This window comes from uncultured Cohaesibacter sp. (assembly GCF_963556055.3).
Taxonomy (GTDB): Bacteria; Pseudomonadota; Alphaproteobacteria; order Rhizobiales; family Cohaesibacteraceae; genus Cohaesibacter.
Genome location: NZ_CAUVYE020000021.1, coordinates 131,865 through 154,596 on the forward strand (window position 1 = coordinate 131,865; position 22,732 = coordinate 154,596).

At 55.7% G+C, this 22,732-nt stretch carries 22 protein-coding genes; 11 read left to right on the forward strand and 11 right to left on the reverse strand.

Annotation, left to right across the window (positions count from 1 at the left end; all coding sequences use genetic code 11):
* Positions 1 to 142: 142 nt before the first annotated feature.
* Both ACHZB8_RS14850 and ACHZB8_RS14855 read right to left on the reverse strand, forming a co-directional pair.
* Entirely contained in the window at positions 143 to 2,161 is a 2,019-nt protein-coding gene (locus tag ACHZB8_RS14850) for an EAL domain-containing protein (protein ID WP_316861458.1), read from the reverse strand.
* An 812-nt stretch (positions 2,162 to 2,973) separates the two neighbouring features.
* The gene (locus ACHZB8_RS14855) at positions 2,974 to 4,146 is read right to left on the reverse strand and encodes a PA0069 family radical SAM protein (protein ID WP_394706205.1); all 1,173 of its coding nucleotides are present in this window, start codon (positions 4,144 to 4,146) and stop codon (positions 2,974 to 2,976) included.
* A gap of 454 nt (positions 4,147 to 4,600) precedes the next feature.
* Here ACHZB8_RS14855 and ACHZB8_RS14860 point away from each other — a divergent pair, with 454 nt between their 5' ends.
* Positions 4,601 to 5,182: an ATP-dependent Clp protease proteolytic subunit gene (locus ACHZB8_RS14860; protein WP_316861596.1), complete on the forward strand. Its 582-nt coding sequence runs from the start codon at positions 4,601 to 4,603 to the stop codon at positions 5,180 to 5,182.
* Positions 5,183 to 5,241: 59 nt separating this feature from the next.
* Here the strand turns inward: ACHZB8_RS14860 and ACHZB8_RS14865 are convergent, their stop codons facing one another.
* Positions 5,242 to 5,502, reverse strand: coding sequence for a hypothetical protein (locus tag ACHZB8_RS14865; protein WP_316861461.1), 261 nt, complete (start codon positions 5,500 to 5,502; stop codon positions 5,242 to 5,244).
* 131 nt (positions 5,503 to 5,633) lie between these two features.
* Between ACHZB8_RS14865 and ACHZB8_RS14870 the strand changes: the two genes are divergently transcribed.
* From ACHZB8_RS14870 to ACHZB8_RS14880, 3 genes are all read left to right on the forward strand, one after another.
* Entirely contained in the window at positions 5,634 to 6,563 is a 930-nt protein-coding gene (locus ACHZB8_RS14870; RefSeq protein WP_316861463.1) for a LysR family transcriptional regulator, read from the forward strand.
* Between the two features lie 39 nt (positions 6,564 to 6,602).
* On the forward strand, positions 6,603 to 7,406 hold the full coding sequence (locus tag ACHZB8_RS14875; protein WP_316861464.1) for a hypothetical protein: 804 nt from the start codon (positions 6,603 to 6,605) through the stop codon (positions 7,404 to 7,406).
* A 267-nt stretch (positions 7,407 to 7,673) separates the two neighbouring features.
* Positions 7,674 to 8,051, forward strand: a complete 378-nt coding sequence (locus ACHZB8_RS14880; RefSeq protein WP_316861465.1) for a rhodanese-like domain-containing protein — start codon at positions 7,674 to 7,676, stop codon at positions 8,049 to 8,051.
* 62 nt (positions 8,052 to 8,113) lie between these two features.
* On the opposite strand, the gene ACHZB8_RS14885 is transcribed toward ACHZB8_RS14880, so the two are convergent.
* The 3 genes from ACHZB8_RS14885 to ACHZB8_RS14895 form a co-directional block, all read right to left on the reverse strand.
* A complete protein-coding gene (locus tag ACHZB8_RS14885) occupies positions 8,114 to 9,052 on the reverse strand; it encodes a hypothetical protein (RefSeq protein WP_316861466.1) in 939 nt (312 codons plus the stop codon).
* Between the two features lie 594 nt (positions 9,053 to 9,646).
* Positions 9,647 to 9,862, reverse strand: a complete 216-nt coding sequence (locus ACHZB8_RS14890; protein WP_316861467.1) for a hypothetical protein — start codon at positions 9,860 to 9,862, stop codon at positions 9,647 to 9,649.
* Between the two features lie 65 nt (positions 9,863 to 9,927).
* Positions 9,928 to 10,830, reverse strand: coding sequence for a S49 family peptidase (locus ACHZB8_RS14895; protein WP_316861469.1), 903 nt, complete (start codon positions 10,828 to 10,830; stop codon positions 9,928 to 9,930).
* A 320-nt stretch (positions 10,831 to 11,150) separates the two neighbouring features.
* Here ACHZB8_RS14895 and ACHZB8_RS14900 point away from each other — a divergent pair, with 320 nt between their 5' ends.
* The 3 genes from ACHZB8_RS14900 to ACHZB8_RS14910 are packed head-to-tail and all read left to right on the forward strand — an operon-like array spanning position 11,151 to position 13,931.
* Entirely contained in the window at positions 11,151 to 12,179 is a 1,029-nt protein-coding gene (locus ACHZB8_RS14900) for a Gfo/Idh/MocA family protein (protein ID WP_394706206.1), read from the forward strand.
* Positions 12,176 to 13,375, forward strand: a complete 1,200-nt coding sequence (locus tag ACHZB8_RS14905; RefSeq protein WP_316861471.1) for an amidohydrolase — start codon at positions 12,176 to 12,178, stop codon at positions 13,373 to 13,375. Before ACHZB8_RS14900 ends, ACHZB8_RS14905 begins: the two co-directional genes overlap by 4 nt.
* Before the next feature lie 10 nt (positions 13,376 to 13,385).
* The gene (locus ACHZB8_RS14910) at positions 13,386 to 13,931 is read left to right on the forward strand and encodes an N-acetyltransferase (protein ID WP_316861473.1); all 546 of its coding nucleotides are present in this window, start codon (positions 13,386 to 13,388) and stop codon (positions 13,929 to 13,931) included.
* Positions 13,932 to 13,977: 46 nt separating this feature from the next.
* Here the strand turns inward: ACHZB8_RS14910 and ACHZB8_RS14915 are convergent, their stop codons facing one another.
* From ACHZB8_RS14915 to ACHZB8_RS14930, 4 genes are all read right to left on the reverse strand, one after another.
* Positions 13,978 to 14,379 (reverse strand): lysozyme inhibitor LprI family protein, encoded by a 402-nt coding sequence (locus ACHZB8_RS14915; RefSeq protein ID WP_316861475.1) that lies wholly within the window; start codon positions 14,377 to 14,379, stop codon positions 13,978 to 13,980.
* Between the two features lie 137 nt (positions 14,380 to 14,516).
* Positions 14,517 to 15,365: a methyltransferase gene (locus ACHZB8_RS14920; RefSeq protein WP_316861476.1), complete on the reverse strand. Its 849-nt coding sequence runs from the start codon at positions 15,363 to 15,365 to the stop codon at positions 14,517 to 14,519.
* Positions 15,366 to 15,376: 11 nt separating this feature from the next.
* The gene (locus tag ACHZB8_RS14925) at positions 15,377 to 15,613 is read right to left on the reverse strand and encodes a DUF2007 domain-containing protein (protein WP_316861477.1); all 237 of its coding nucleotides are present in this window, start codon (positions 15,611 to 15,613) and stop codon (positions 15,377 to 15,379) included.
* A 55-nt stretch (positions 15,614 to 15,668) separates the two neighbouring features.
* A complete protein-coding gene (locus ACHZB8_RS14930; RefSeq protein ID WP_316861479.1) occupies positions 15,669 to 15,863 on the reverse strand; it encodes a hypothetical protein in 195 nt (64 codons plus the stop codon).
* A gap of 141 nt (positions 15,864 to 16,004) precedes the next feature.
* Here ACHZB8_RS14930 and ACHZB8_RS14935 point away from each other — a divergent pair, with 141 nt between their 5' ends.
* From ACHZB8_RS14935 to ACHZB8_RS14950, 4 genes are all read left to right on the forward strand, one after another.
* Positions 16,005 to 17,030, forward strand: coding sequence for a polyprenyl synthetase family protein (locus tag ACHZB8_RS14935; RefSeq protein ID WP_316861480.1), 1,026 nt, complete (start codon positions 16,005 to 16,007; stop codon positions 17,028 to 17,030).
* Between the two features lie 296 nt (positions 17,031 to 17,326).
* Complete coding sequence (locus ACHZB8_RS14940; RefSeq protein WP_316861482.1) at positions 17,327 to 19,276, forward strand: tetratricopeptide repeat protein; 1,950 nt, start codon at positions 17,327 to 17,329, stop codon at positions 19,274 to 19,276.
* 518 nt (positions 19,277 to 19,794) lie between these two features.
* Positions 19,795 to 20,679 (forward strand): 4-(cytidine 5'-diphospho)-2-C-methyl-D-erythritol kinase, encoded by an 885-nt coding sequence (locus tag ACHZB8_RS14945; RefSeq protein ID WP_316861483.1) that lies wholly within the window; start codon positions 19,795 to 19,797, stop codon positions 20,677 to 20,679.
* 263 nt (positions 20,680 to 20,942) lie between these two features.
* Positions 20,943 to 21,215: a hypothetical protein gene (locus ACHZB8_RS14950; protein ID WP_316861484.1), complete on the forward strand. Its 273-nt coding sequence runs from the start codon at positions 20,943 to 20,945 to the stop codon at positions 21,213 to 21,215.
* 74 nt (positions 21,216 to 21,289) lie between these two features.
* Here the strand turns inward: ACHZB8_RS14950 and ACHZB8_RS14955 are convergent, their stop codons facing one another.
* Positions 21,290 to 22,633, reverse strand: a complete 1,344-nt coding sequence (locus ACHZB8_RS14955; protein ID WP_316861599.1) for a DUF3422 domain-containing protein — start codon at positions 22,631 to 22,633, stop codon at positions 21,290 to 21,292.
* Positions 22,634 to 22,732 lie beyond the last annotated feature (99 nt).

Genomic DNA, 22,732 nt, shown 5'->3' on the forward strand with positions numbered 1-22,732 from the left:
GGGTCATTCCTGGCAACAGGCGGACTGCCTGTTCAAGAATAGCTCCAAGCCCGGTCTTTCTTGTCACTTGTTCAAGCGGCGAGGTCAAGAAAAAGTTCCGGTCAGGGACTGGTAAAATGGTCGTGGAACAAAGCCCCCCGCTCTAGCGGATCAGCCGTTCGAACGTGGGCTGACGCGGCGCGGCCTCGGTCTGCGGATCGGTGGAAACAGCCCCTCTGGTGCCGGTTCCAAGCTCGACAAACTGTCCCCTGTCCGTTCCTGTCTTGAGCCCGAAATCATCGGACGCTGGCAGGCGATCGGCAACGGTGCGGGAGGCAGGCGCGGCGGCTGACGAAGGCAGAGACCGGCGCTCTGCACCATTGCGGGCGGCAGAGGGTCGGGACCCCGCGGGCTCGATCAGGCCGGCCGCCTCAGCCAGTGCGGTTCGAAACTGATCCCGCGAAGCGTCGGGGTTGCTGTCTTCGGCCGCCATGGCCCGCAAGGCTCTGGCAATCTTGGGATTTTCACCAAGGGTCCGGTTGGACCCGCCTGCGGGATTGGCTTGTTCCTGTCTGAGGTTGGTTCCGGCTTGAGTGCTGGCCAAGCTGCCCGAAGGTGAGCCGCCTCTGTTGACGGCACCCTGTTGGCCGGTCATTTGCGTGCGTGCCGGTGCTGCCACAGTCCGGGTCTGAGCGGGCGAGGCAAAGCGGCCATCCCGGCCAGATCTCAGATCCTGGGGGCTGTCTTCACGCGGGCCAGCGGTCCGTTCGATGCCCGAGGTCGGCTTCAAGGCGCGTGCCGGAGCGAAATGGTTGCCTTGCGCAAAGTGAATATTAAAGTCGATGAGGCTGACCAGATCGCTTTCATTTTCCACATGGGTAACGATGAGATCAATGCCCTTGCGAGCCAATACGCGAGAGAAATCCGCCGGATGAATATCCATCCCCTGCCCGGCATCGCGATGGGTCAAAACTGGTTTTGCGATCTTGGCATAGCGAACGCCTTTGGACGCCAGCTGATCGAAATTGGCTCCAAGATCGGTCAGGTGATCAACCGAGAAACGGAACCCCATACTGTTGAGCAGTCGAAGCGTCTCATCTTCCATGATGCCGAAATTGCGCATGTCGGCCTGAGAGAATTCCAGAATGACATGCTCAGCCAGATCCTGATTCTGGTCGAACAGCTCGCGCATGAGATCAAAGAAATCGCTATCTGCAAGGCTCTGCAAAGACAGATTGCAGAAGCAGTCAACAGGACGACCGCGATCTGCCAGACGGCGCTGCAAGCGAAATGTTTCGTTGATCGCCAAACGGTCCAGCATCGGCATGAAACTGTTCTTACGGCACACGGGCAGGAAAATATCAGGAGTGATGACCTGATCTCCGTCTGTCTTGAGCCGTGTCAGCGCTTCGTAAAATTGCGGCTTGCGCATGGGAAGGGTGACGACCGGCTGCATGAACATCTCGATCTGCCCCAGGGCGAGCGCCCGTCGCACCGCAGCTTCATCGGCTTCGGTGATGACCGGTTCTCGATCCCCCTCACGGCTGGCCGCTGACGGCATGGATGGACTTTCATCCCTCTTCTGTTCAGCCTGGGGGGTCAGTCCCGCCCCATCCGGAAAGGGACGGCTTTCCTGCGCACTGGCCTGAGGCGGTTGCGGGGTGTTTTCCCGGACCAGCCTTCCGCCATTGGCACGCATATTGGCACGCAACAGATCGCCCAGTTCCTTGACCGAAGTCGTTGCCGATTTCAGCTTGGCGTTGACAGCCTCGACCCGCTCGTCACCCTTGTCCATCCGCTCATCGAGTTCTGCGCAGCTTTCGGCCAGTTGTTTGACGATCGTGCCAAGAATTTCCATCTCGCCCAGCACTGGCTCGACTTCCTTCTCGAGCCGCTCGGACAGCGTATCATTGAGATCGCGCGCCAATTCCCTGACGTCCTGCACTTCCTTGGTCAGAGTCAGTTTCAGACGCGTGATGTCATCCATCTGTTCATCAAGGATGACCCGGTCGCGGACACGTGAAATCTGGTAATGGATGATGAGAAGAGTGACGAGAATCCCGAAGGCAATGGGAGACGCTTCGGGAATCGTGAGGCCGAATTTGAAATGGGAAATCGCTCCGACAGACACGGAAATGGCGACTATACAAATGGCAATAAAAACCGCACCCAGCCTTTGCATATTATATTCTCCGTCGCGGAGCGCCTGACGCCCGGCCTACCTAACTCACAACACAGCATTGCCACGAAGGGCGGGGATTGCCCAGACTGCCAAACGCAGCGCTTTACGAGGCCAATCCCGCTCATCCCAAGAGCTTGTTCTTTCGCTTTTTTTGTCGTCCAACCTGGCCAGCTCCCGGACTTTTCAATTTTCAGCCACACTGATCAGCGAATCACGACGTTAACCTTTTATTAGCCTAATATGTCGCCTGCACAGAAGAAAGGGTTTCGCCAAATTGTTTTAGCGATGTGAAAATATCGAGCGGCTTTGCTCTATCTGTTCCTTGCCGGAAGGAGGCATTCAGGATCTTCATACAAGGGCACAGCTGCTCTGCCTCACCATCTGTCTGACGCAGGAACGGATCAGCTGGCACGAAATCGGGTTGTCCTGAATTCTGGAGGTCCTGAAAGAAGCGACCCCATATCACACTGCATGCAGAATGATATGGGGTAGCGCTAGACGCGATGAATGGAAGCTTTATTCACCGCGTGGCAGGAACGATGCGGCGTGTCCCTGCTTTGAAAACTCAAATAATATTGCGTGTCTTCATTTTGAACACTGCTGTTCGATAAGTGATTCTACATCGGCTGCATTTGACTTACGTCAATCATTCGATGATGTACAGAATTCAACAAGACTTAACACCTGAAAATTGTGCACTCTGTTCATTCCGGAGCATGTGAAACTCAGACAGGATCTTGTGAAACAAGAAAACTGCCATTCTTCTTCAAGAATAAATCACCTCTTTCGTTGCAGCTTTCATGCAAAATACGTCAAAATAAAGACAATTGTGCCTCATTCTCTGCCGGTTTGACAAAATGAGCGAGAGATAGACGGGTTCGTCTTGTGCTGAAGCCGATTTTCCGACAGGCAACGTCCATTCTTTTGTGCAGGATTTCGGCATAAGGCCCTGTTCCGCGGGCGCGGTGACCCATTCGACTGTCATAATCCTTGCCACCCCGCATTGCGCGCAAGTTGTTCATGACGTGGCGATACCGGTCCGGATAATGATGCAGCAACCAGTCCTGAAACAGACCACTCACCTCATTGGGCAACCTTAGCAGGATGGTGCCAGCCTCCCTTGCCCCCGCCTCATGGGCGGCTTGCAGGATTTTCTCGAGTTCCTCGTCATTCAGCGCAGGAATGACCGGAGCGACGAGAACGGATGTCGGAATGCCCGCCTCAGTCAGCCTCTTGATGGTCTCGAGCCGTCTTTGCGGCGCAGCGGCCCGCGGCTCCATCGCGCGGGACAGGCGATTGTCTAGGGTCGTCACAGATATCGCGACCTTGACGAGATTTCGCTCATTGAGGACCTTCAGGCGATCCAGATCGCGCAGGATCAAGGCCGATTTTGTAACAATGCCGACCGGGTGTCCCGTTTCATTCAACACATCCAGAATATCGGGCATCAGACGATATTGCCGCTCGATGGGCTGATAGGGATCGGTATTGGTGCCGATGGCAATCGGGCGCGGACGATAGCCCGACGCGGACAATTCTTTCTTCAATTGCCGGGCGACATCGGGTTTGGCAAACAGTTTGGTTTCAAAGTCGAGGCCGGCTGACAGGCCCATATAGGCGTGAGAGGGACGGGCGAAGCAATAGACACACCCATGTTCACAGCCCCGATAGGGATTGATCGAGCGATCAAAGGGAATGTCGGGAGACTCGTTGCGGGTGATGACCGTGCGAGACTTTTCCTCCTGCACTTCCGTACGCAGGGGCGGCAGCGGATCTTCCTCAAAACCGGAGGTCTCCCAGCCATCATCGACCGGCTCGCGGCTATAGGGCTCAAAGCGGCCGGACTGATTGCTGCGAGTGCCACGTCCCCGGATCCGGCGGCCATTATGCAGGTCGGGGTCGACCTGAAAGCCGACAAAGGGCTCTGCATCTTCGATTTTGCTTGCGGCTTGGGCGCCTGCCTTGACAGTTGCCATGCTCTGCACTCCATCGCATCGGCGGGGCTTTCTGTACCGGCCCCTCTCCGACTCTGTTAGCGGTTTGTTCTCATCAAGGATGATGTAAAAACAAGAACACATCAAGAACAAATTTCAACAGATCTCTTTTTGCCTGTTGAGTTTGAGCCGGTCCCCTCTGCTCGCTTGTGCCTTGGCCTGGGTCCTCGCTACGCAAGTGGTCGGCCTTCTGCTGCCCAGACAATGACTTCTTTACCTGTTGCCGTTAGTTTGTCAGCCAATGGGTCCTGATTCGAGTGCTGGCAGCAGCTCTTGAAATTCCATGGTGAAGAGACCCATATCGGACAGGACCATCATGCGATGTCAGGGTTTGCTGTCGGGATGCAATGGCGGTGTGTTTCAAATGGCTTCTGGCATTTTTACCCGTCATGACGACATGAGCCGACAGGCAGACAAGCAGGACTTTCAGATTGGAGTGACGCATATGAGCGAAGAGAATGAAAAAAAGTCGGATGAGTCGATAGGCAAAGATGCATCAGCGGCCCTTTTCAAGGCCCGGTCGGTTTTCATCTATGGCGAAATCACCCAGGAACTGGCGCAGAAAGTCTGTGCGCAGTTGATCGCTCTTGCGGCAGATAGCGACGACGACATTCGCGTTTTCGTCAACTCGCCCGGCGGTCATGTGGAATCCGGGGATTGCATGCATGATGTGATCAAGTTCATCAAGCCCAAGGTCTGGATCATCGGAACGGGCTGGGTCGCCTCCGCAGGCGCCCTGATCTATATCTCCGTACCGCTTGAGCGGCGCCTGTGCCTGCCGAACACCCGTTTTCTGTTGCATCAACCATCGGGCGGCGCACGTGGCATGGCATCCGACATCGAAATTCAGGCCCGCGAAATCATCAAGATGAATGAACGCCTCAACAAGCTGTTCTCCGAGGCGACCGGTCAGCCGATGGAAAAAATCGCGGCCGATACCGACCGCGATTACTGGCTGTCTGCGGAAGAGGCAAAAGACTATGGCCTCGTCTCTCGGATCATCACGTCGCACGCAGAGGTCGGCTAGAGAGGACGGCCAACCTTTTGTTGGCTGTTGATGCTTCAATCTTTCATTTTTGGCGGGTCTCAGACCTGCCAAAAATGCTTGCGTGCGAGATCCTGAGCTTCGGCGCGGGTCATGCCGAAATCTTCCCAAACGGCCTCTGTGATACAGAAATTACGCAAATCCCGCTTGATCTGACGGCGTTCCTTGCTGCGGTCCCACCAGAGTTTCAAAGTTGCTCCGGCCCTGTGCAGGAGGCTGTCTTTCTTGCCGTTAGCCTTGATCAGAGCAACCAGCTCATCACTTCCATAGCGCGTAACATCGCCCTCGTAGGCTGCCTTCATTATTTTCTCCTTTATTTTTATTGCTTTTCACATGGCGCAAGTATTGCGCCTTTTGCAAAATAAAAAAATTGAATAATATGGATGAATGTGTGAGAAAAAGTTACATACTCCTCTCATAACAGGAGACGAATTTGCAAAAGCTTCCACCGCTGGCCTCACTTCTTGCCTTTGATGCACTTTATCGCACCGGCTCTGTTACCAGAGCTGCGGACATGCTCGGACGGACCCACAGTGCAGTGAGCAAACAGCTTCATCTGTTACAGGACCATGCCGGGGTCACCCTGTTCGAGAAAAGCGGCTCGGGGATCGAGTTGACAATGGAAGGGCGAGCCTTTGCAGTGGTGGTGGCTGGCAGCTTTGCCGACTTGCGCAAGGCCTATGAGACATTGCAGCTCGCCCATCATCGGCAGAAAGTGACGCTCAAGGTCAGTTCGACCTTTGCACGGGCCTGGGCCATTCCAACCGTTGCGCGCTTCAACAGGCATCATCCTGATATCGAAATCCAGCTCAGTCTGACGGTTCCGACAAATCCGCATGGCATTGATGGATCAGTCGATCTGGTCTTGTCATGGGATCGTCTTGCCAGCCCTATAGAACCGACCGAGAATTCCATTTCCCTTGGGGATGTCCATATCGGGCCGGTACTCTCGCCCACATATGATTACAAGCTGGAGAAGGGTGTGTTCTCCTTCTCGACACAAATCAACCGGCGCGGCTCGGAAGTTGGCTGGCAAAACTGGTCAAATCTCACGGGGATGAAGATTGCGTCCGAGCATGAAATCATCCTCGATCTGGCAGGGCTGACCTATGAAGCGGCGGAACAGGGGATGGGAGTAGCGCTGGCTCCGAAATTTCTTGTCGAGAAAGAACTTAAAAGCGGTACACTCATCGCACCTGTCGGCTTCTACTGTTTCAAGGAAGGGTTGATTGTTCGACCTTCAATGGAAAAACCGGTGCCGAGCAGGAATGCGCAAATCTTTCTTGACTGGCTCGGCTCGCATGGTCGGCTCGACAAGGATGGCTATCTGGCGCCAGAAGTGCTTGATCCGGTGTGGGGATAGAAATGAAGACGCAACCGGACGAAATGCGGAGACGAAGCAATGCGGATGAAAATCGTTGAGACATTCAGTTGTGGCAAGGCAACGAGCGGCTATAACGAAGACAAGCTTGTTTCCTCGGACAATCATTTCGGCATTCTGGATGGCTCTCGTGGCCCATTCTATCGTGGCACGGACGTCATTGCCGCGATGCTTGATGACGCCAAGGGGCTGATCGAGCATTTTTCCGAGGACATCACGCTCGAGGCTTGTGTCGAACAACTCGTCGATCTGGCGGTCAGCCACAAGAAAAAGGCCGGGTTCGAAGACCATCGCACCAGCGGTGGATTCGTCTTCTCCCTCTATTCGCGATACCATAATGAGATCTGGCGCGTTGGCGACTGCAAGATCCTGAATGGCGGCAGGGAGTTTTCGCAATTCTGGTCAACCGAGGACATCTGCGCCAAGGCCCGCGCGCTGAAAGTCCATGCCCTTCTCAACAAGGGGCTTTCGGTTGCAGACATTCAGGCGCTTGCCGACTATGATCACATGATCGATGATCTGCTTCAGGTCGCGGCATCATTTCTCAACAGGGAAAATGACAGCCGCAGTTTCGGCGCCATCAATGGTGCCCCTGTTCCCGGCCCCTATATCGAGCGCATCCCGACCCAGACCGGGCGGCTCGTCATTACATCGGACGGCTATCCAGCCATTCATGAAACGCTTGAGCAAACCGAAGCGAGCCTGCAACAGCTGCTCACGCTCGATCCTCTTTGCATCAACGAGAACATGCAATGCAAGGGCCTTGGTCCGGGGCGCATTTCCTATGATGATCGCTCCTATATAGCGGCAGATCTTTCAAACTAGATCAGGATCAATGCACCTTTCGAGCGGGTATAGCGTGGGGGAATGGTCTGGCAATTTCATTTATAACCATTATACTTTCATACTATCTGCCACTTTTAGGTTTCCCACGCCCATACCAATGCCTTGCTCGCCCAAATCAGTCATTTTTTAATTGTTCTGCCTCGGTCTCTCGATGATTTCAGAGGGTCCGCTTTTGAGTTTGCACGACATCCTGGACAGATGAAGCCGTCTTGAGGGGCAAGAGTTAGCTCGAAGGAGGATCGAGAGATGAACAATCAGGAACTCGCCAACGGTACTGTTGAAGCCTGGACCCCGGAAGAAGTCCTTGAAGCCCTGAAGTCCGATGAAATCGTACTGATCGATGTACGCACACCGCAGGAATACATGTTTGAGCATATCCAGGGATCACTGCTCGCTCCAATGCACTGCACGGAACCGAAATCCTACCCGACACAGGATGGCAAGCGGATTGTGCTGCATTGTGGATCAGGGGTGCGGTCGGCAAAGATCGCCAATGATTGCTTTGCTGCCGGCTATACCCATATGGCCCATCTGGAAGGTGGCTTTGCAGCCTGGAAAGCGGCCAAACAGCCTTATATCGGCACTGACATGGCCAGTGGCGCACCGGTCATCAAGTGCGACTGAGGATCCGGATCAAACCCGTTTCAGTGAAAGGCCGCCCGTTCCGCGACAGGCGGCCTTTTCATTCAGATGGTGGGGTAAAGGCTGAGATAAATGGCAAAGACGACAAGGCTGACCACCGTTGATACGGCCAGAGCGTTGACCACAAAGGCGCGCTCCTCATCGGATGCCTTTTGCATGAAAAGCGGGATGATGAAGGGTGGCGGCAGGATCATCAGCGTGAAGAAGGCCATCTGAAAGGGCCGCGTCAGGCCAAACATCCGGTCAAGCACAAAGATGTTGAGCAGCAACGCCAGCGGTACAAGCAAGCCATAGCGCAAGGTAACCAGCCGCAAGACATCGCCCAGCCCCTCGCGCCTTATGCGAATACCATAACCGACCACCAGCAGAATGAGCGGGATCGCCATGCCGGAGAGGAGTTTCATGGTGCCATAAAGGCTCGAGAGCACCGGCGCAGACTTGATGATCTCGCCAAGGCCAAGAAAATTGCACAGCAATCCAGCGACCAGACCGATCACCACGGGCGAGGTCGCAAACATCTTCAGGATGGTGGAGGGATTGCTGCGCCCATCGCGCCTGATCATCAGCAAAGGAGCAAAGAGGAACCAGATGAACAGCTCATGGGCCAGATCCACGACCGCGATATAGCCCACGGCCTGAAGCCCATAGGCACCGCCGAACAGGCTCACCCCGAGCATGCCATATTCAAACCCGGTGAACAGAAACGGAAAATAGGGATGGTCGGGAGCAAACTTTCGCCCCAGCAGACGCCCCAGCACATAGAAACCGCCACAAATGGCGGCAACAACGACGAAAACACCCAGATAAGCGGCTTTCATTTCCATGTCGAGAAAGACGATGAACAGCACGCTCGGCAGCACCAGCGTGACCACAAGTCTGGTCAGCCCCTCCATGATCGGTGCGGACAGAACATCGAACAGGCGCAAACACATGCCTGCCAGAAGCAGAAACAGAATAGGCAGAATTTGGTCGAGAATGGTCATGGCGCTTTCCCCCTCGCGCATGATGCGGCCTTCGCTCAAGCCGGACCGGACCGCGCTTTCAAAACACTCTGGCACACAATGAGAACGAAACCAAGACGATCGATTATCCGGGCTGGAGGCAGGCTGCCCGATTGGTGATCGCGATCAATGGCACAGCATGCAAAGCACGCCCGCAGGGAGGGCCGGGCTTCATGAGTTGACTTTACGCATAGGGCCTTGAGAGGTGGTTCCGAAAGCCCGCCCCCCTTTCCTGATCACTCGCCCTTTGACGGGGTGTTCAAAAACCTGTTCATGATCTGTGGTTCACAGGTGGACAAATCGCGAAAAATCGCAAGGAGCCAAACAAAGCAAAAGGGAGCAAGCCGATATCGGTGCGCTCGCTCCCTTTTCCTTTGTTTCATGAATCTGGCAGGTGAGGATAAGTTAAAAACTTATCCGCTGGGAAAAATCAGGCCGAAAGGCCCGTCAAGAATTTCTCTTAAGGCTCGTTACCGCACGAAGACTCACCGTCTCTTTTCAGGACAGTGCCACTGCCAGAGCCTTCGTAAAAAAGAGTGACGCGAAAACCGAAGCAATGAGCGCGAAGTTTGCCGCTCATTTCCTCTTTTCCCGGAAACTGCCGGTTTCAGGATCCTGTTCCAGATCGATGATGTCGGCTTCTCGCTCTCTTCTGTGCTGTTCGCGGCTTGCGGCCTCATGCTGGCGGTGGACTCGCAGCTCTGCTCTTTGCTCGACGATCTTGCGCAGCAATTTCGATATGATCCAGATGACGGCCAGCATTGCGGCAGTTACGAAAAGTTTTGCAGTCATCGCTCAGTTACTGCCCGTCTTTCTTCTTCACGTGTCTTTTCCTCACCGGTTGCCGCGTCGAGTTTTCAAAGGCCGATGCGAGACCACAGGGCCCGCTCTTCAAGGCTTGCAAGCACGGCATCGGCGGTGAAGCCGGCGGCCACTTGTGCCAGCGGATCTGCGGACCGGCTCGACACTGCGCCAGAGCTGAAGACATTCATGATGCCCGAAGGGGGCGAGATCAGCTTCAGCCTTGTTTTCTCGCCATAGCGTTCCTTGATATAGCCTGCCATATCGCCAAGCTCGTCGACAAGACCGAAATCGGCCGCCTTGTTGCCGGTCCAGAAGGCACCGGTGAAAAGGATGTCTTCGCTTTCGCTCAGGCGTCCGGCACGGCGAGAGCGCACCAGTTCCTTGAAGCTCTCGAACAGATCCTGCAACAAGTCGTCCAGATGGGCGACATGTTCGGGATTTTCCGGCTTGAAGGGATCGAGCATGGCCTTTTGCTTGCCAGTGGTGTAGACGCGGCGCTCGATACCGAGCTTGGCAATGGCCTCGACAAAACCGAAGCCGCCGGAAATGACACCGATCGAGCCGATGACAGAACTGGGATCCGCAACGATCACATCTCCGGCGAGCGCGATCATGTAGCCGCCTGATGCAGCCGCATCCTCGCAGAAGACGAGAACCTGCTTGCCATGTTCCTCGGCCAGCTGGCGAATGCGCTTGTGAATGAGGTGACTTTGCACCGGCGAGCCGCCCGGACTGTTGATGGAAATGGCAACCGCGGGCGTATCCTTCATCTCGAAGGCCTTTTGCAACGGGCCGGCCACATTGGCAAGGCAGAGCTTGTTGCGCGGTCCATGCCCCTGCTGGGGAACGATGGGGCCAACCATGCGGACAACGGGAATGACCACCGTTTCCTCGGTAAAGCTTTCCGGCAGGAGACTATCGGGAGCAATTTTCCTGATCAGTTTTTTAATCTTCACGGCAGACATCCTCAAATTGACCGGGTTCGGCGGAAATGGGTGGCTCCATCCCGGCTGGCGCAATATCTTGTCTAGTATCTAGTGCTCGAAAGGGCATTTTTCCAGACCACCGGCATCAAGGCCCTTTCGTCAGCGATACCGTCAAGCTATTGAGGTTTTGTTGAAATCCCGAGGCTTTTCACGCGGAGCATGAGGTTTTATACAGATTTCTCTTTTTCTTTGCCCCTGCCCCGTTTCGCGACTATGGTCTGAGAGAATGCCAGTCGCCGCGTTCTCACAGCCCCACCACTCGTTTGCCCATTCCCTCAAGGAGATATCGCATGAGCATGACACCCCTTCGTTTTGCAGCCCTAGGGCTAGACCACGGGCATATTCTTGGCATGACCAAGGGCATGCTTGAGGCAGGGGCCGAGTGTGCCGGATACTGGACCGACGGCGAGCCGCTGACCATGAAGGCCTATACGGAACGCTATCCCGATATCGAGCGCGTAGCCGAATGCGAGCGATTGCTTGATGACCCATCCGTCGACCTTGTCCTCATCGCGACCCCGCCTTACAAGCGTGCGGCTCTTGCCATTGAAGCCATGAAGCGGGGCAAGGATGTGATGGTCGACAAGCCCGGTTGCGTCAGCCTTGAAGAGCTTGCGGCGATCCGGACTTGCGTCAAGGAAACGGGCCGGATCTGGTCGGTCAATTTCTCCGAACGCTTTCAGGTGCCTGCGGTGGGTGTCGCCACGCAAATGGTCCAGGAAGGACGGATTGGCAAGGTCATCCAGATGGTCGGCATGGGGCCGCATCGTCTGCGGCTGCCGTCACGTCCGGACTGGTTTTTCGACCCCAAACGGTATGGCGGCATCCTGATTGACATCGCCTCGCACCAGATCGACCAGTTTCTGCATTTTGCCGGTGTCGAGAATGCCGAGATTGCCCATTCGGCGGTTTCCAACGTGAACCATCCCGATTATCCGCTGTTTGAGGATTTCGGCGAGGTCAATCTGGTCTCCGGCAATGCGCAGGCCTATATCCGGGTCGACTGGTTCACCGCCGATGCCCTGCCCAACTGGGGCGATGGCAGGCTGTTTCTGCTTGGAACGGAAGGAACCATCGAAATCCGGAAATATCTCGATTTCTGCGGTCGTCCGGGAACCGATCATCTGTTCCTCGTCAACAATCAGGACTATGACTATTTCGACTGCTCAAAAGAAAAACTGACCTATTTTCATAATTTATCGCAAGATATCAGGGAGCGCACGGAACGGGCCTGCCCTCAGGCACACAGCTTCACTGTCATGGAACTGGCCATCAAGGCACAGATGCAGGCAGCCCGTCGCGGAAATTTAACATCATGACAAAAGCCCTCAGCAATTTTCAAATGGATCAGTTGATCCGCCTGCGGCATGATTTGCACAGCCAGCCTGAACTGTCAGGCGAAGAGCTGAATACGGCCCAGCGCATCATCTCTGAACTGGAGCAATTGGGCGCCGACGAGATTGTCGGGGGGCTCGGTCCATGGCTGGAGCCCGATGGCAATGCCCTTGGCGGAACGGGGGTCATCGCGATTTTTGATTCCGGCAAAGAAGGTCCGTCACTGCTTTTTCGCTCGGAGCTGGATGGTCTTCCCATCGAGGAGATTTCCGATCTCGCCTATCGCTCAGAGGTGCCGACAAAGGCGCATTTGTGCGGACATGACGGGCATATGTCGATCCTCATGGGATTGGCCATGCGCCTTCAGGAGCAACGGCCGGAACGAGGCAAGGTCATTCTGCTGTTCCAGCCGGCGGAGGAAACCGGCAAGGGGGCCCGCGCCCTTCTAGCCGATCCTGCCTTTCAAGACCATATTCCGGACATGGCCTTTGCCCTTCACAATCTACCCGGTCTGGCGCTGGGAGAGGTTGGCCTCAAACAGGGCGCCATGTGTTGCGCCTCGCGCGGCATCCGCATTTGTCTTGAGGGCAAGACATCCCACGCTTCGATGCCGCAGGACGGTATTTCTCCGGTCGGTGCCCTCATCGCCATTGCCGAAGGGCTGGCAGCGATGTCAAACGGGCTTGATGAAGGTCAGGGCCTTGATGACAACTACAAGCTGGTCACCATCACGCACATGACCATGGGCGAGCCCTGCTTTGGTGTCTCGCCTGCGACGGGAGAGCTATGGGCGACCCTGCGCACGGTATCCGATGGGGCGATGGATGAGCTTGTCAAATCCGCCCATGCCCTTGCCAAGTCGGAGGCCGATCGCTTCAAGCTCTATCTCGAGCTTGAAGAAGATGACGTGTTTGATGCCTGCACCAATGCACAGGTGACAACGGAAATCGTCGCAAAGGCCCTCAAAGCAGAACAGATAGCCATCCATGAACTTTCCGACCCGATGCGCTGGTCAGAGGATTTCGGGCGGTTGGGACAACATTGCCACTCCACCCTGTTTGTCCTTGGCTCTGGCGAGGGGCATCCGCAGTTGCACAATCCCGACTTCGACTTCCCCGATGCGCTCATTCCCATCGCGGTGAGGGTTTTCGAGCGGATCATTCGCGACCAGTTGGGCTGACAGGGAACACATGGGGTCAGACCTGACATCAATGGTGAGAGAGGCGCGTCCGGAAGACGCGAGCGCTCTTGCGGGCCTTTGCATCGAGGTCTGGCTGCATACCTATTGCCGCCCGGGCATTCCATCCAACTTTGCCGATTATGCGCTTGCCACCTACAGCAAGGCCAATCTCGCCTGCCTTATTCAAGACCCGGATGCCCATCTGCTGGTTGAAACGGTCGATTATCCTGACGCAAAGCAGGAAGGTCTGCGCGGCCTTCTGCATTGGAGCGACAAGATTAGCCCTCCGCTAGATCGTTGTCCCGCAGCCGAAATTGTCACGCTCTATGTGCGAGACAGGCACAAGGGGCAAGGCATCGGCTCGGCGTTGCTCTCGGCCAGCTACAGAGAGATGCAAGAGGCAGGGCACCGCTCTGCATTCCTGAGCGTGAATGCAGAGAATGTACCGGCAGCCGCCTTCTATCTCCATTTGGGTTTTGAAGAAATCGGTGAAACCCATTTCGAGATCGATGGTGGACGCTACCGCAATCTGGTTTTGCAAAAAGACTTTGTCTAACCCCACGGCTGCGCGCCCGGTTGCCGGTTCCATTGGCTCGCTTTTTCTAAAATGGGGGGTCTGTGGTCAGGGGATTGATGCGCAAGTCCTCAATACGGGCCCTTGTCATTTGCGCAAGACATCCCGGATAGATGACAGACACAATCGAGCCGCCTCGGGCATAATCCACCTGACGGGCACATTCGGCATCGCGGAACTTGATCCAGGCCAGTTGCGCATCCTTGAGGAGGCTCTTGCCGGTTTCGTCAAGCGAGGCACGCAACGCTTTGTAAACCTCATTCAGTTCCGCGTCGGCCACTTCATAGGCGCGTTTCTCACACTGGCTCATCTCGATGGTTGTGCTGGCATTCTCGCAATCAAGAGCCCTGGCGGGGGCAAATGCAAGGGTGCAAATCAGGCCGGCAATCACGACCGGCAGCCGGATCTGTCCTGAAGGTGTCTTTTTCATTGTTCGTTTCTCCGCTCGTCTTTCCGCCCGTTTCTCCAATGACAAGCTTCAATCGCAGAGGAAGGTGATACCCAGCCTATCCCTTTTCCTTGCCACAAAGATGACGGTCCAAGAGAGGAAGCCTGACGGTTATCAAACTAGGTCAGATCGATGCCAGCCCCATGGCGATGCACCGCTTCTATTTTTGCTCCGGGAGTGTCGCTATCAGCATCATGCAAGGCAATCGTCGGCAGCAGACGGAAAGGGGCACGGGACTGTTTCCTGCCTTGCACAACAACGCGGTGAGCCGCTTCCCCTTGCCGCGCGGAAAAGGGCTGCACAGTGATGCCGCCAAAGCGACCTTCCATCAGCCGCAACAGCTCTGGCAATTCATCGGCGCGCTGGACAAGGGTGAAGGTTCCTCCCTTTTTGAGAATTGAAACCGCGGTACGGAACCATGGTTCCATGCCCTCATCGGTCAGCATGTGCGCGGTTGCGCGCGGAGCGTTGGGCGAGGTCTGAAATCTGTCAGGACGGTAATAGGGCGGATTGGCAATCACGTGATCGGCCATATTCTCAACAAGGCCAGCTTCCTTTCGCGGCTCACCGCGCAAGGAAACATCGCAGCAAAGGACAGAAGCAGCAGCAAGATGGGCGGCACTGCGCTCTATATTTGCATGAGCGATGGCGGCCACATCAGGGTCGATCTCGACGGCGAGAAGCGATATGCCAGCAACCCTTGCGGCGACACAAAGGCCAGCGGCCCCGACGCCGGAGCCCAGATCGACCACCAGCTCGCCCCCTTTTGCCGGTGTGCAGGCAGCCAGCAGTACCGCATCTGTGCCGGAGCGATGATGACCTTTTCGAGGCTGCAACAGGTTGAGCTTGCCACCCAGAAATTCGTCCTCACTCAAGGCGAGCCCGACGGGCAGATCACGACGGGACAGACTGGCCAGATCTGTCAGCAACGGGGCGACCGGGTTGGTCATGTCTATGGTGTCCTTCATGGTCTGTCCGGTCAGTCTTCGTTGTCGAGAGCCAGATCCTGATGCAGCCCGGCATCTGTCAGCAATCGCCTTGCCTGTAGCAGATAGGCATCGTCCACCAGAAGCCGCCGCGCAATGTGATTGAGCGTGTTGCCATAAAGCGTGCTCATATTGTGATCAAGGGAGTGAAACGGAATATCGGCATCGCGCAGCAAGGCTTCCGCGAAGGAAAGGGTCACGGGATTGTTGGTCTTGAGCAATTCTTTCATGGCCTGTTCCTGTCGGCAAATCGGAACGCTGTTCTGTTCCGGTCATCACGCATGGTCAGCGCACCATAAGCGCTTCTTGTCTCAATGAGAAGATCTGCACGCCTCCCCTTACCCCGATCTTTCCATCCTCGACACGATCTGCGGCGGAAATGGTTCTTTCCGGATGGCCCCATTTGGCCTTGCCAAGGACGGTGGCGCTAGACGAAGGTTGCAACCAGAGCGCCGAATGTCGCCCTGATGCAAATTTCATATACCGCATATCGCCAAAATGCTTCGAATTTAGTCTTGAATAAGCGATAAAGTCGACACAAGCCCCTTGTCGTCAAGAAGCTCGCCGCCTATTCTCGCCCCGAATTCGTGACCACGACATGACAGATTTGGAGCCACCCGCGTGAGCGTTGTCCCATCCATGGAAAAGACAAAAGAATCCCAGGCCAGCATTCAGCCCCTCGTTGAGCTGGTCAAGCAAGATATGGGCCGCGTGAATGAGCTGATCCTGGAAAAGGCCGGGTCGGACGTGGAGATGATTCCGGAAGTCGCCAAGCATCTGATCGATTCCGGCGGCAAGCGCCTCCGGCCCATGCTGACACTCGCTTCGGCCAATCTGTGCGGATATGATTCTGCAAAGGATGGTCACATCAAACTCGCGATGGCAGTTGAATTCATGCATACGGCGACCTTGCTGCATGATGATGTGGTCGATGAGAGCGACATGCGTCGCGGCAAACTGGCAGCGCGGATGCTGTGGGGCAATCAGGCCAGCGTGCTTGTGGGAGACTTTCTGCTCGGTCAGGCTTTCCGGGTGATGGTGGATGTCGGCTCGATCCGGGCGCTTGATGTCCTCTCGACGGCGGCCTGCGTCATCGCCGAAGGCGAAGTTCTCCAGCTCTCCGTCGCCCAGAATATGAAAACCAGTGTTGAGCAATATATGCAGGTGATCCGCTCCAAGACCGCAGCCTTGTTCGCCTCTGCCTGCGAAGTGGGGCCCATCCTGGCCGGAAGTGACGAAGCCAGCATTGTCGCCATGCGCAACTATGGCCTTGAGCTGGGCAATGCCTTTCAACTGATCGACGACGCCCTTGACTATGGCGGCTCTGCGGCGGAGCTTGGCAAGAATGTGGGGGATGATTTCCGCGAAGGCAAAATCACCCTGCCGGTCATTCTGGCCTATGAGCGCGGCAATGCGGACGAAAAAGCCTTCTGGAAACGGGTGATGGAAGAGCGCAAGGATGTGACCGACGGAGCCCTAGACTTTGCCATGGGCCTCATCGACAAGAGCGATGCCCTCAAGGATACGCTGAATCAGGCCCGTGCACATGGAGAAGCGGCGATCAAGGCGCTCGACATTTTCGAGGACGGGGCCAGCAAGTCCGCCCTCATCAATGCCGTCGAATTCTGCATCGCACGGGGCCATTAAGCGGCGTCTCCTTCGATTTTCCGCGTTCCGCATTTGCGATAATCAGCTTCCTGGCCCGCCTGATCATGATGGGCAACAGGGCGCGAAAGCCGTGCCCTCAGCCCGTTTGCATGACGTTGAGACTTGGTAAGCTTTTATCATGTACATGATTTGATTGGGGACTTGCCCGCAAGCCCTAAAAAAGCCATGCTAGGAGTCTAGATGGCGAAAGTGATCCGTTGCCCTATTCATTGCCGGTCCTTGTTCCCCGATGCAGGAAACCGGGCGCGATGCTCCAAGGGAACGGGCGGTGACATGTGACGTTGATTAACAGCAAGGCTTACTATATGCAGTTTCGATTTTCCCTGAAGATGCTTCGACAATTCCTGCTTTGCAGCCTCTTTGGAACCACCTTGCTTGTCACTCCGACCTCTCATCTTGTTGACAAGGCCCAAGCTGAAACGCGAGAGACTGTGGCCGAAGATCTTGCCGACAGTCCGACGACCCTGACGGGCACTTATCTTTCTGCACGTCTGGCGCAGGATGAAGACAATCTTGAGCTGGCCGCCCATTTCTATGCGCAGGCGCTGGAAAAGGATCCTGAAAATCCGCTATTGCTTGAGAGAAATTTCGCTCTGACCCTCGCCATAGGCGACCACTCGACCGCTTTTGCGCTGGCCGACCGGATGGCGGCGATGCTCGGCCATGAAGAACAGACGGGCGAAGAAGCAACCGCCGAGGACGGCGAGGAAGAAAACGAAGATGATGCAGCCGTGAGCAATCGTGTCGTACCGATGGTTCACATGGCGCTGGGCATCAAGGCCTTCAAGGGAAAGAATTACGGCAGCGCGTCGATCAATTTCGAGAATGGCCTCAAGATTCTGATCGAGGAACCGATTGAGCGGCCCGGTCGCCCACCGCACCGGCGTAGCCTGAGCGATCCCCGGATGCTTAGCGCATCGGCTCAATATGGACCTTTTGCCGTCATTTCCCAGACGATCCTCAAGGCATGGTCCATTGTGGGGCAGAACAGGGACAAGCTCAACGATGCGCTCAGCCTTCTGGCACCGGATGAGGAAAGCGATGTCAGCCAGTTTTTCTATGCCTTGCATGCGGGCCTGATTGCCTGTTACGCAAGGGACTATCAGAAGGCGGCAACCTTGCTGCAACAGAGTCTGGATGCCGATCCCTCTTCGCTGCTGACAGCCACGGCGCTGGTCAACACGCTGCTCAAGGCGGACAACAAGCAGCGGGCTGAAGAAGTCATCTCGGAATTTTCAGCAGGTTCCGCTGACGAGGAAGATATCCTCTGGCTCAAGAAAGCCTTTAGCGAGCTCAAGCCGATCGCCTCCCCGATCCGCTCACCGCAGGATGGAGCAGCAGAATTCTTCTCGACCTTCGGCGATGCCCTCGCCCAGGAAGGGGCGATTGAAGGAGGCGCGCTCTATCTTCAGTTTGCCGATTATCTGCGCCCCAATGACGATCTCACCCTGTTCGCGCTTGGTCAATTGTCTGAGCGGATGAAACAGAATGAGACGGCGCTCGAAAAATATGATCTCATCAAGCCGGACAGCTCGGTCTATCGTCAGGCGCAAAGACATGCAGCGCTGGCGCTGGCCCGTCTTGATCATCCAGACGAGGCCATCGAGCGGCTCAAGGCGTTGCTTGACGGCAAGGCAACCGACATCGATACCGTCAAGATCCTGTCTCGGGTCTATCAGTCCGAGGAACGCTATCGTGACGCGATTGACATTCTCAGCCAGGCAATCGACAGCCTGCCTGCCAAGCAGGACATTCACTGGTCTCTCTATTTCCTGCGTGGCTCGGCCTATGATCAGGTCAAGGATTGGCCGAACACCGAAAAGGACATGCAATCCGCTCTGAAGCTGTTTCCCAACCAGCCGACCGTGCTCAACTATCTTGGCTATAGCTGGGTTGACCGGGGGCTCCATCTGGACAAGGCCATCGAAATGATCCGGCAGGCGGTGGCCTTGCGTCCGTTCGATGGCTTCTTTGTGGATTCTCTGGGATGGGCCCATTATCGCCTCAAGCAATATGAGGAAGCGGTCAAGTTTCTGGAACGGGCGGTGGAATTGCGGCCGGAAGATCCGACCATCACCGACCATCTGGGCGATGCCTATTGGCGCGTGGGCCGGAAAAACGAGGCCGTGTTCCAGTGGAACCGCGTCAAGACTCTCGATCCGGTCGACACGCTTCTGGAACAGGTGGACGACAAGATCGAACATGGTCTTGAAAAAAGCAAATAGAACGCGTCATGGTCATGACCCGCAAAGTCCTGCCTTCATGGGCTGATCCTGTAGCCCCGCATTTGCTTTCATGAGGGCATGGCTGGCGTTCGTTTTCGTGTGTCATGAGACGGGCAACACATGACACACCTCCCTTCGGTGTTGATGAGGGATGGTTTCAACCACACGACAGGATCTGCGTGTAAAAGGACTGCGAGGTCATTTGCCACGCAGATGGACATTCTTGAGTAAAATGTAGCCATGCGACAGCACAAACCCCAATCGCTCAGGTTGCAATTCGTTACCATAAGCCGGAAGGAGGATGGCGACAAAACCCCGAGAATCATTTAATGCTAATCAAAACCTAGTCAGAATAACTTAGGTCATGGATCAGGCCATACGCCTTGGCCCCGATGTTGCATCCATCATGAGGATCGCCCGCCCTGGAGCTTGCGCCTGTTCCCGAGCATGTGGCGAAAGAGAGACCATCAGACTAGAATAGAGACACAGACAAGACAGCTCAAACCCGATTATTTGCAATGACAATCGTGCAGTCCGACACCTCAGTTCTGAAACTTCCCGCACCGGCCAAGGTGAATCTTGCCTTGCATATCACCGGGCAGCGCGAGGACGGGTATCATTTGCTTGAATCGCTCGTCGTGTTTGGAGGCGCTGCGGATCAGATTACTTTCAAGCCCGCTTCGCATTTGCATTTGTCGGTTACCGGACCCTTTGCCAAGGGGCTCAATCAGGAGCCGGACAATCTCATGGTACGCGCCGCCAGGTTGCTCGCACGCACGCTCGATTGCGAGGCCAAGGCGGAACTCACGCTTGAGAAGAACCTGCCGATATCCGCAGGGATTGGAGGCGGCTCGGCCGATGCGGCCGTGACATTGCTGGGGCTGTTGCGCCTTTGGCAGCGTACCATCAATGACGACAAACTCCGCACCATCGCGATTTCTCTCGGGGCCGACGTTCCGATGTGCCTTGAAGGCAGTTGCCTTATCGCACGAGGCATCGGAGATGAACTGGAAAAGGGCCCCCGTCTGCCAAGGGATATCGGTATGGTGCTGGTCAATCCCAGAATTCCCATCTCGACGCCGAAGATCTTCAAGGCCTTGCGCAACAAGACAAACAATCCCATGGGGCCCGTTCCCTCCGCCTTCCTGTCTCTTGGCGCGCTCATCGACTGGTTGCAGGTGCAGCGTAATGATCTGGAGCTTCCCGCCATGGAGCAGGCACCGATCATCGAAACGGTCTTGCAGGCGCTGGAGGATGATGAAGATTGCCAGTTTGCCCGCATGTCGGGATCTGGCGCGACCTGTTTCGGTCTTTTTGCCAGCGTCAAGCATGCCGAATTTGCAGCCCGCCGCCTCGCCTTCTCCCATCCAAACTGGTGGGTTAGCCACGGTGGTGTGCAGTAGAGTCCTCTCCTTTCATGGCCTCATGTCTGGCAATCGCCTTTTTGCGGCATTTGCCAAGTCGTTGCTCTCTCTCTATTTTTCCCCTCTTTTCAGACTCGTTCGAAAAACACCGTGAATATCCTTAGGTACAAACGTCGCAATTGAGCCTTTCGCATTTCGTTCTTATTCTTTCTGAATATTTCCGCCGGGACAAACAAATCAACCCGCCGAAACATGTAAAAAGCCAACGCGCCGATCCTGCGCATCCGGAAAGAGGAACCATCATGAAATCTACACTTCGTATTTTTGTCGCAGTTGCCGCTCTTGCCGCATTTGCCGGCGCAAGCTCTGCTGCCAACAATGTCAGCGAAAAAGTGAAGCCCATCGCGACCAAAGCCCCTACCGTCATTTCTTCGGCTGTGAAATGCACACCCAAATTGGTTCGCGACAAAGACGGTCGCCTCATCCTTGCCGGTTGCGCTGGCATCGCCATGCCTTGCATGACCAACTCCGATTGCTGTTCAAACAATTGCATGAATTCGGCCTGCTTCGAATAGTGGTTTGGCCAAAGCCAAGTCAGAACGCCGGGTCTTTTGCCCGGCGTTTTTTTCGAGCCCGTCAGGCCGGGCGGTTACTTGCCGACATCCGGTTTGCGGATCAGGCGTTCCTTGAGCCGATGCATGGATATCCAGATGGCAGCGGCGACCGGAATGACCAGAGCCGCTGCGACATAGGCCTTGTCGATATGCACGAGCTTTGCAACCGGGGCCAGAAGATAGGTCAGCAGGCTGACCGCATAGTAGGAGATGGCGACAACGGAAATGCCTTCAACCGTTTCCTGCAAGCGGGCCTGCTGGGCCGCACGTCTGTCCATCTTGGCCAGAAGCAATCTATTCTGGTCGGTGGTCGTCACCTGAACCCGCGTGCCGAGCAGCTCTGAGGCATGAGCGGCCCGCTCGCGCAGATCATACAATTGATCGCGAGCTGACTGGCAGGTGCGCATGCTGGGCAGATAACGCCGCTTCATGAATTCGGAAAATAGCTGACGATCCAGAATGCGGGCCTCACGCAGCAATTCAATGCGCTGCATGACAAGGGCTTCATAGGCCCGCCCCGCGCTGAAGCGAGAAGAGCTGTAGGACGCCAGGAGCGAAAGCTGGGCGGAGATCTCAAGCAAGCGATCAAGCACGGCCTTGTCGCTTTCCGCATCATCTCCGATCTGGGCAACCGTCTGACTGAGCTGATCCTCAAGGCTGACAAGCTTGGAAAGAATGGTGCGGGCAACCGGCAGGGTCAACATCGACATCGCACGATAGGTCTCGACCTCAAGAAAGCGCTGGACGATCCGGCCAAGGCGACCCGGACCTATTTCGCTACAGGCAAGAACTGCCAGACGAATCTGTCCCCTGTGGTCAAGGTCGAAATCAGCGGCAATGGCGGCATCTCCATCGCTGACATAGGCCGCGGCAAAGCTCGACGTCGAGCCGAACCAGCTATGGACAACGCCGGACATCTGCGCTTCGAGAATCTTCTTGTTGCGCACATCCTCAATGCGGGCCGAGACCGAGGAAATGATCCGCCCCGGAAAAGCCTGCAACCAGTCAACCGCAAAATGATTATGCAGGTCCGTTGCAAAACTGTTGCTGCCAAGTATCTCGGGACGCGGCGCATAGGAGTAAAGGGTGTAGGTGGCAAATTCGGAGTGGTTTTCCCACTTCAGCACCATGTCACCCAGGTCCGCGATGTGATAAACCGCCTCTTCATCAGGTTTTTCTGCTCCGAAGCGATCCAGAAAGGCAATCAGCTGCTCATGAGCCAGTTGTCTTGTGTGGACGCGATCCGCCTCCGGTTTGAGGGCGATGAAGGCAAGCCTGCTGGAAGTCCCTAGCCGGAGGAATGGCCGCGCATGCATTTCGCGGATCATGGGAGCCCGCTGAGAATGATTGAGGCGCAGCTTGGCCTGTCTGGTCTGCATGTCTGACACGAAAAGGGTCCTTTTCCCACTGGAGTCACTTGCGGGGTCAATTGCTGGAATTGCTCTAATATAACCCGGCAGAGACACTTGGGCAAAGCA

Bases quoted from the DNA above. Each gene is read 5' to 3' on its own strand.
- ACHZB8_RS14950 (WP_316861484.1), top strand. From the start codon at position 20,943: ATGAAATCTACACTTCGTATTTTTGTCGCAGTTGCCGCTCTTGCCGCA.
- ACHZB8_RS14900 (WP_394706206.1), top strand. From the start codon at position 11,151: ATGAGCATGACACCCCTTCGTTTTGCAGCCCTAGGGCTAGACCACGGG.
- ACHZB8_RS14910 (WP_316861473.1), top strand. From the start codon at position 13,386: ATGGGGTCAGACCTGACATCAATGGTGAGAGAGGCGCGTCCGGAAGAC.
- ACHZB8_RS14865 (WP_316861461.1), bottom strand. From the start codon at position 5,502: ATGAAGGCAGCCTACGAGGGCGATGTTACGCGCTATGGAAGTGATGAG.
- ACHZB8_RS14905 (WP_316861471.1), top strand. From the start codon at position 12,176: ATGACAAAAGCCCTCAGCAATTTTCAAATGGATCAGTTGATCCGCCTG.
- ACHZB8_RS14860 (WP_316861596.1), top strand. From the start codon at position 4,601: ATGAGCGAAGAGAATGAAAAAAAGTCGGATGAGTCGATAGGCAAAGAT.
- ACHZB8_RS14920 (WP_316861476.1), bottom strand. From the start codon at position 15,365: ATGAAGGACACCATAGACATGACCAACCCGGTCGCCCCGTTGCTGACA.
- ACHZB8_RS14915 (WP_316861475.1), bottom strand. From the start codon at position 14,379: ATGAAAAAGACACCTTCAGGACAGATCCGGCTGCCGGTCGTGATTGCC.
- ACHZB8_RS14850 (WP_316861458.1), bottom strand. From the start codon at position 2,161: ATGCAAAGGCTGGGTGCGGTTTTTATTGCCATTTGTATAGTCGCCATT.
- ACHZB8_RS14945 (WP_316861483.1), top strand. From the start codon at position 19,795: ATGACAATCGTGCAGTCCGACACCTCAGTTCTGAAACTTCCCGCACCG.
- ACHZB8_RS14875 (WP_316861464.1), top strand. From the start codon at position 6,603: ATGCGGATGAAAATCGTTGAGACATTCAGTTGTGGCAAGGCAACGAGC.
- ACHZB8_RS14930 (WP_316861479.1), bottom strand. From the start codon at position 15,863: ATGAAATTTGCATCAGGGCGACATTCGGCGCTCTGGTTGCAACCTTCG.
- ACHZB8_RS14890 (WP_316861467.1), bottom strand. From the start codon at position 9,862: ATGACTGCAAAACTTTTCGTAACTGCCGCAATGCTGGCCGTCATCTGG.
- ACHZB8_RS14955 (WP_316861599.1), bottom strand. From the start codon at position 22,633: ATGCAGACCAGACAGGCCAAGCTGCGCCTCAATCATTCTCAGCGGGCT.
- ACHZB8_RS14925 (WP_316861477.1), bottom strand. From the start codon at position 15,613: ATGAAAGAATTGCTCAAGACCAACAATCCCGTGACCCTTTCCTTCGCG.
- ACHZB8_RS14880 (WP_316861465.1), top strand. From the start codon at position 7,674: ATGAACAATCAGGAACTCGCCAACGGTACTGTTGAAGCCTGGACCCCG.
- ACHZB8_RS14885 (WP_316861466.1), bottom strand. From the start codon at position 9,052: ATGACCATTCTCGACCAAATTCTGCCTATTCTGTTTCTGCTTCTGGCA.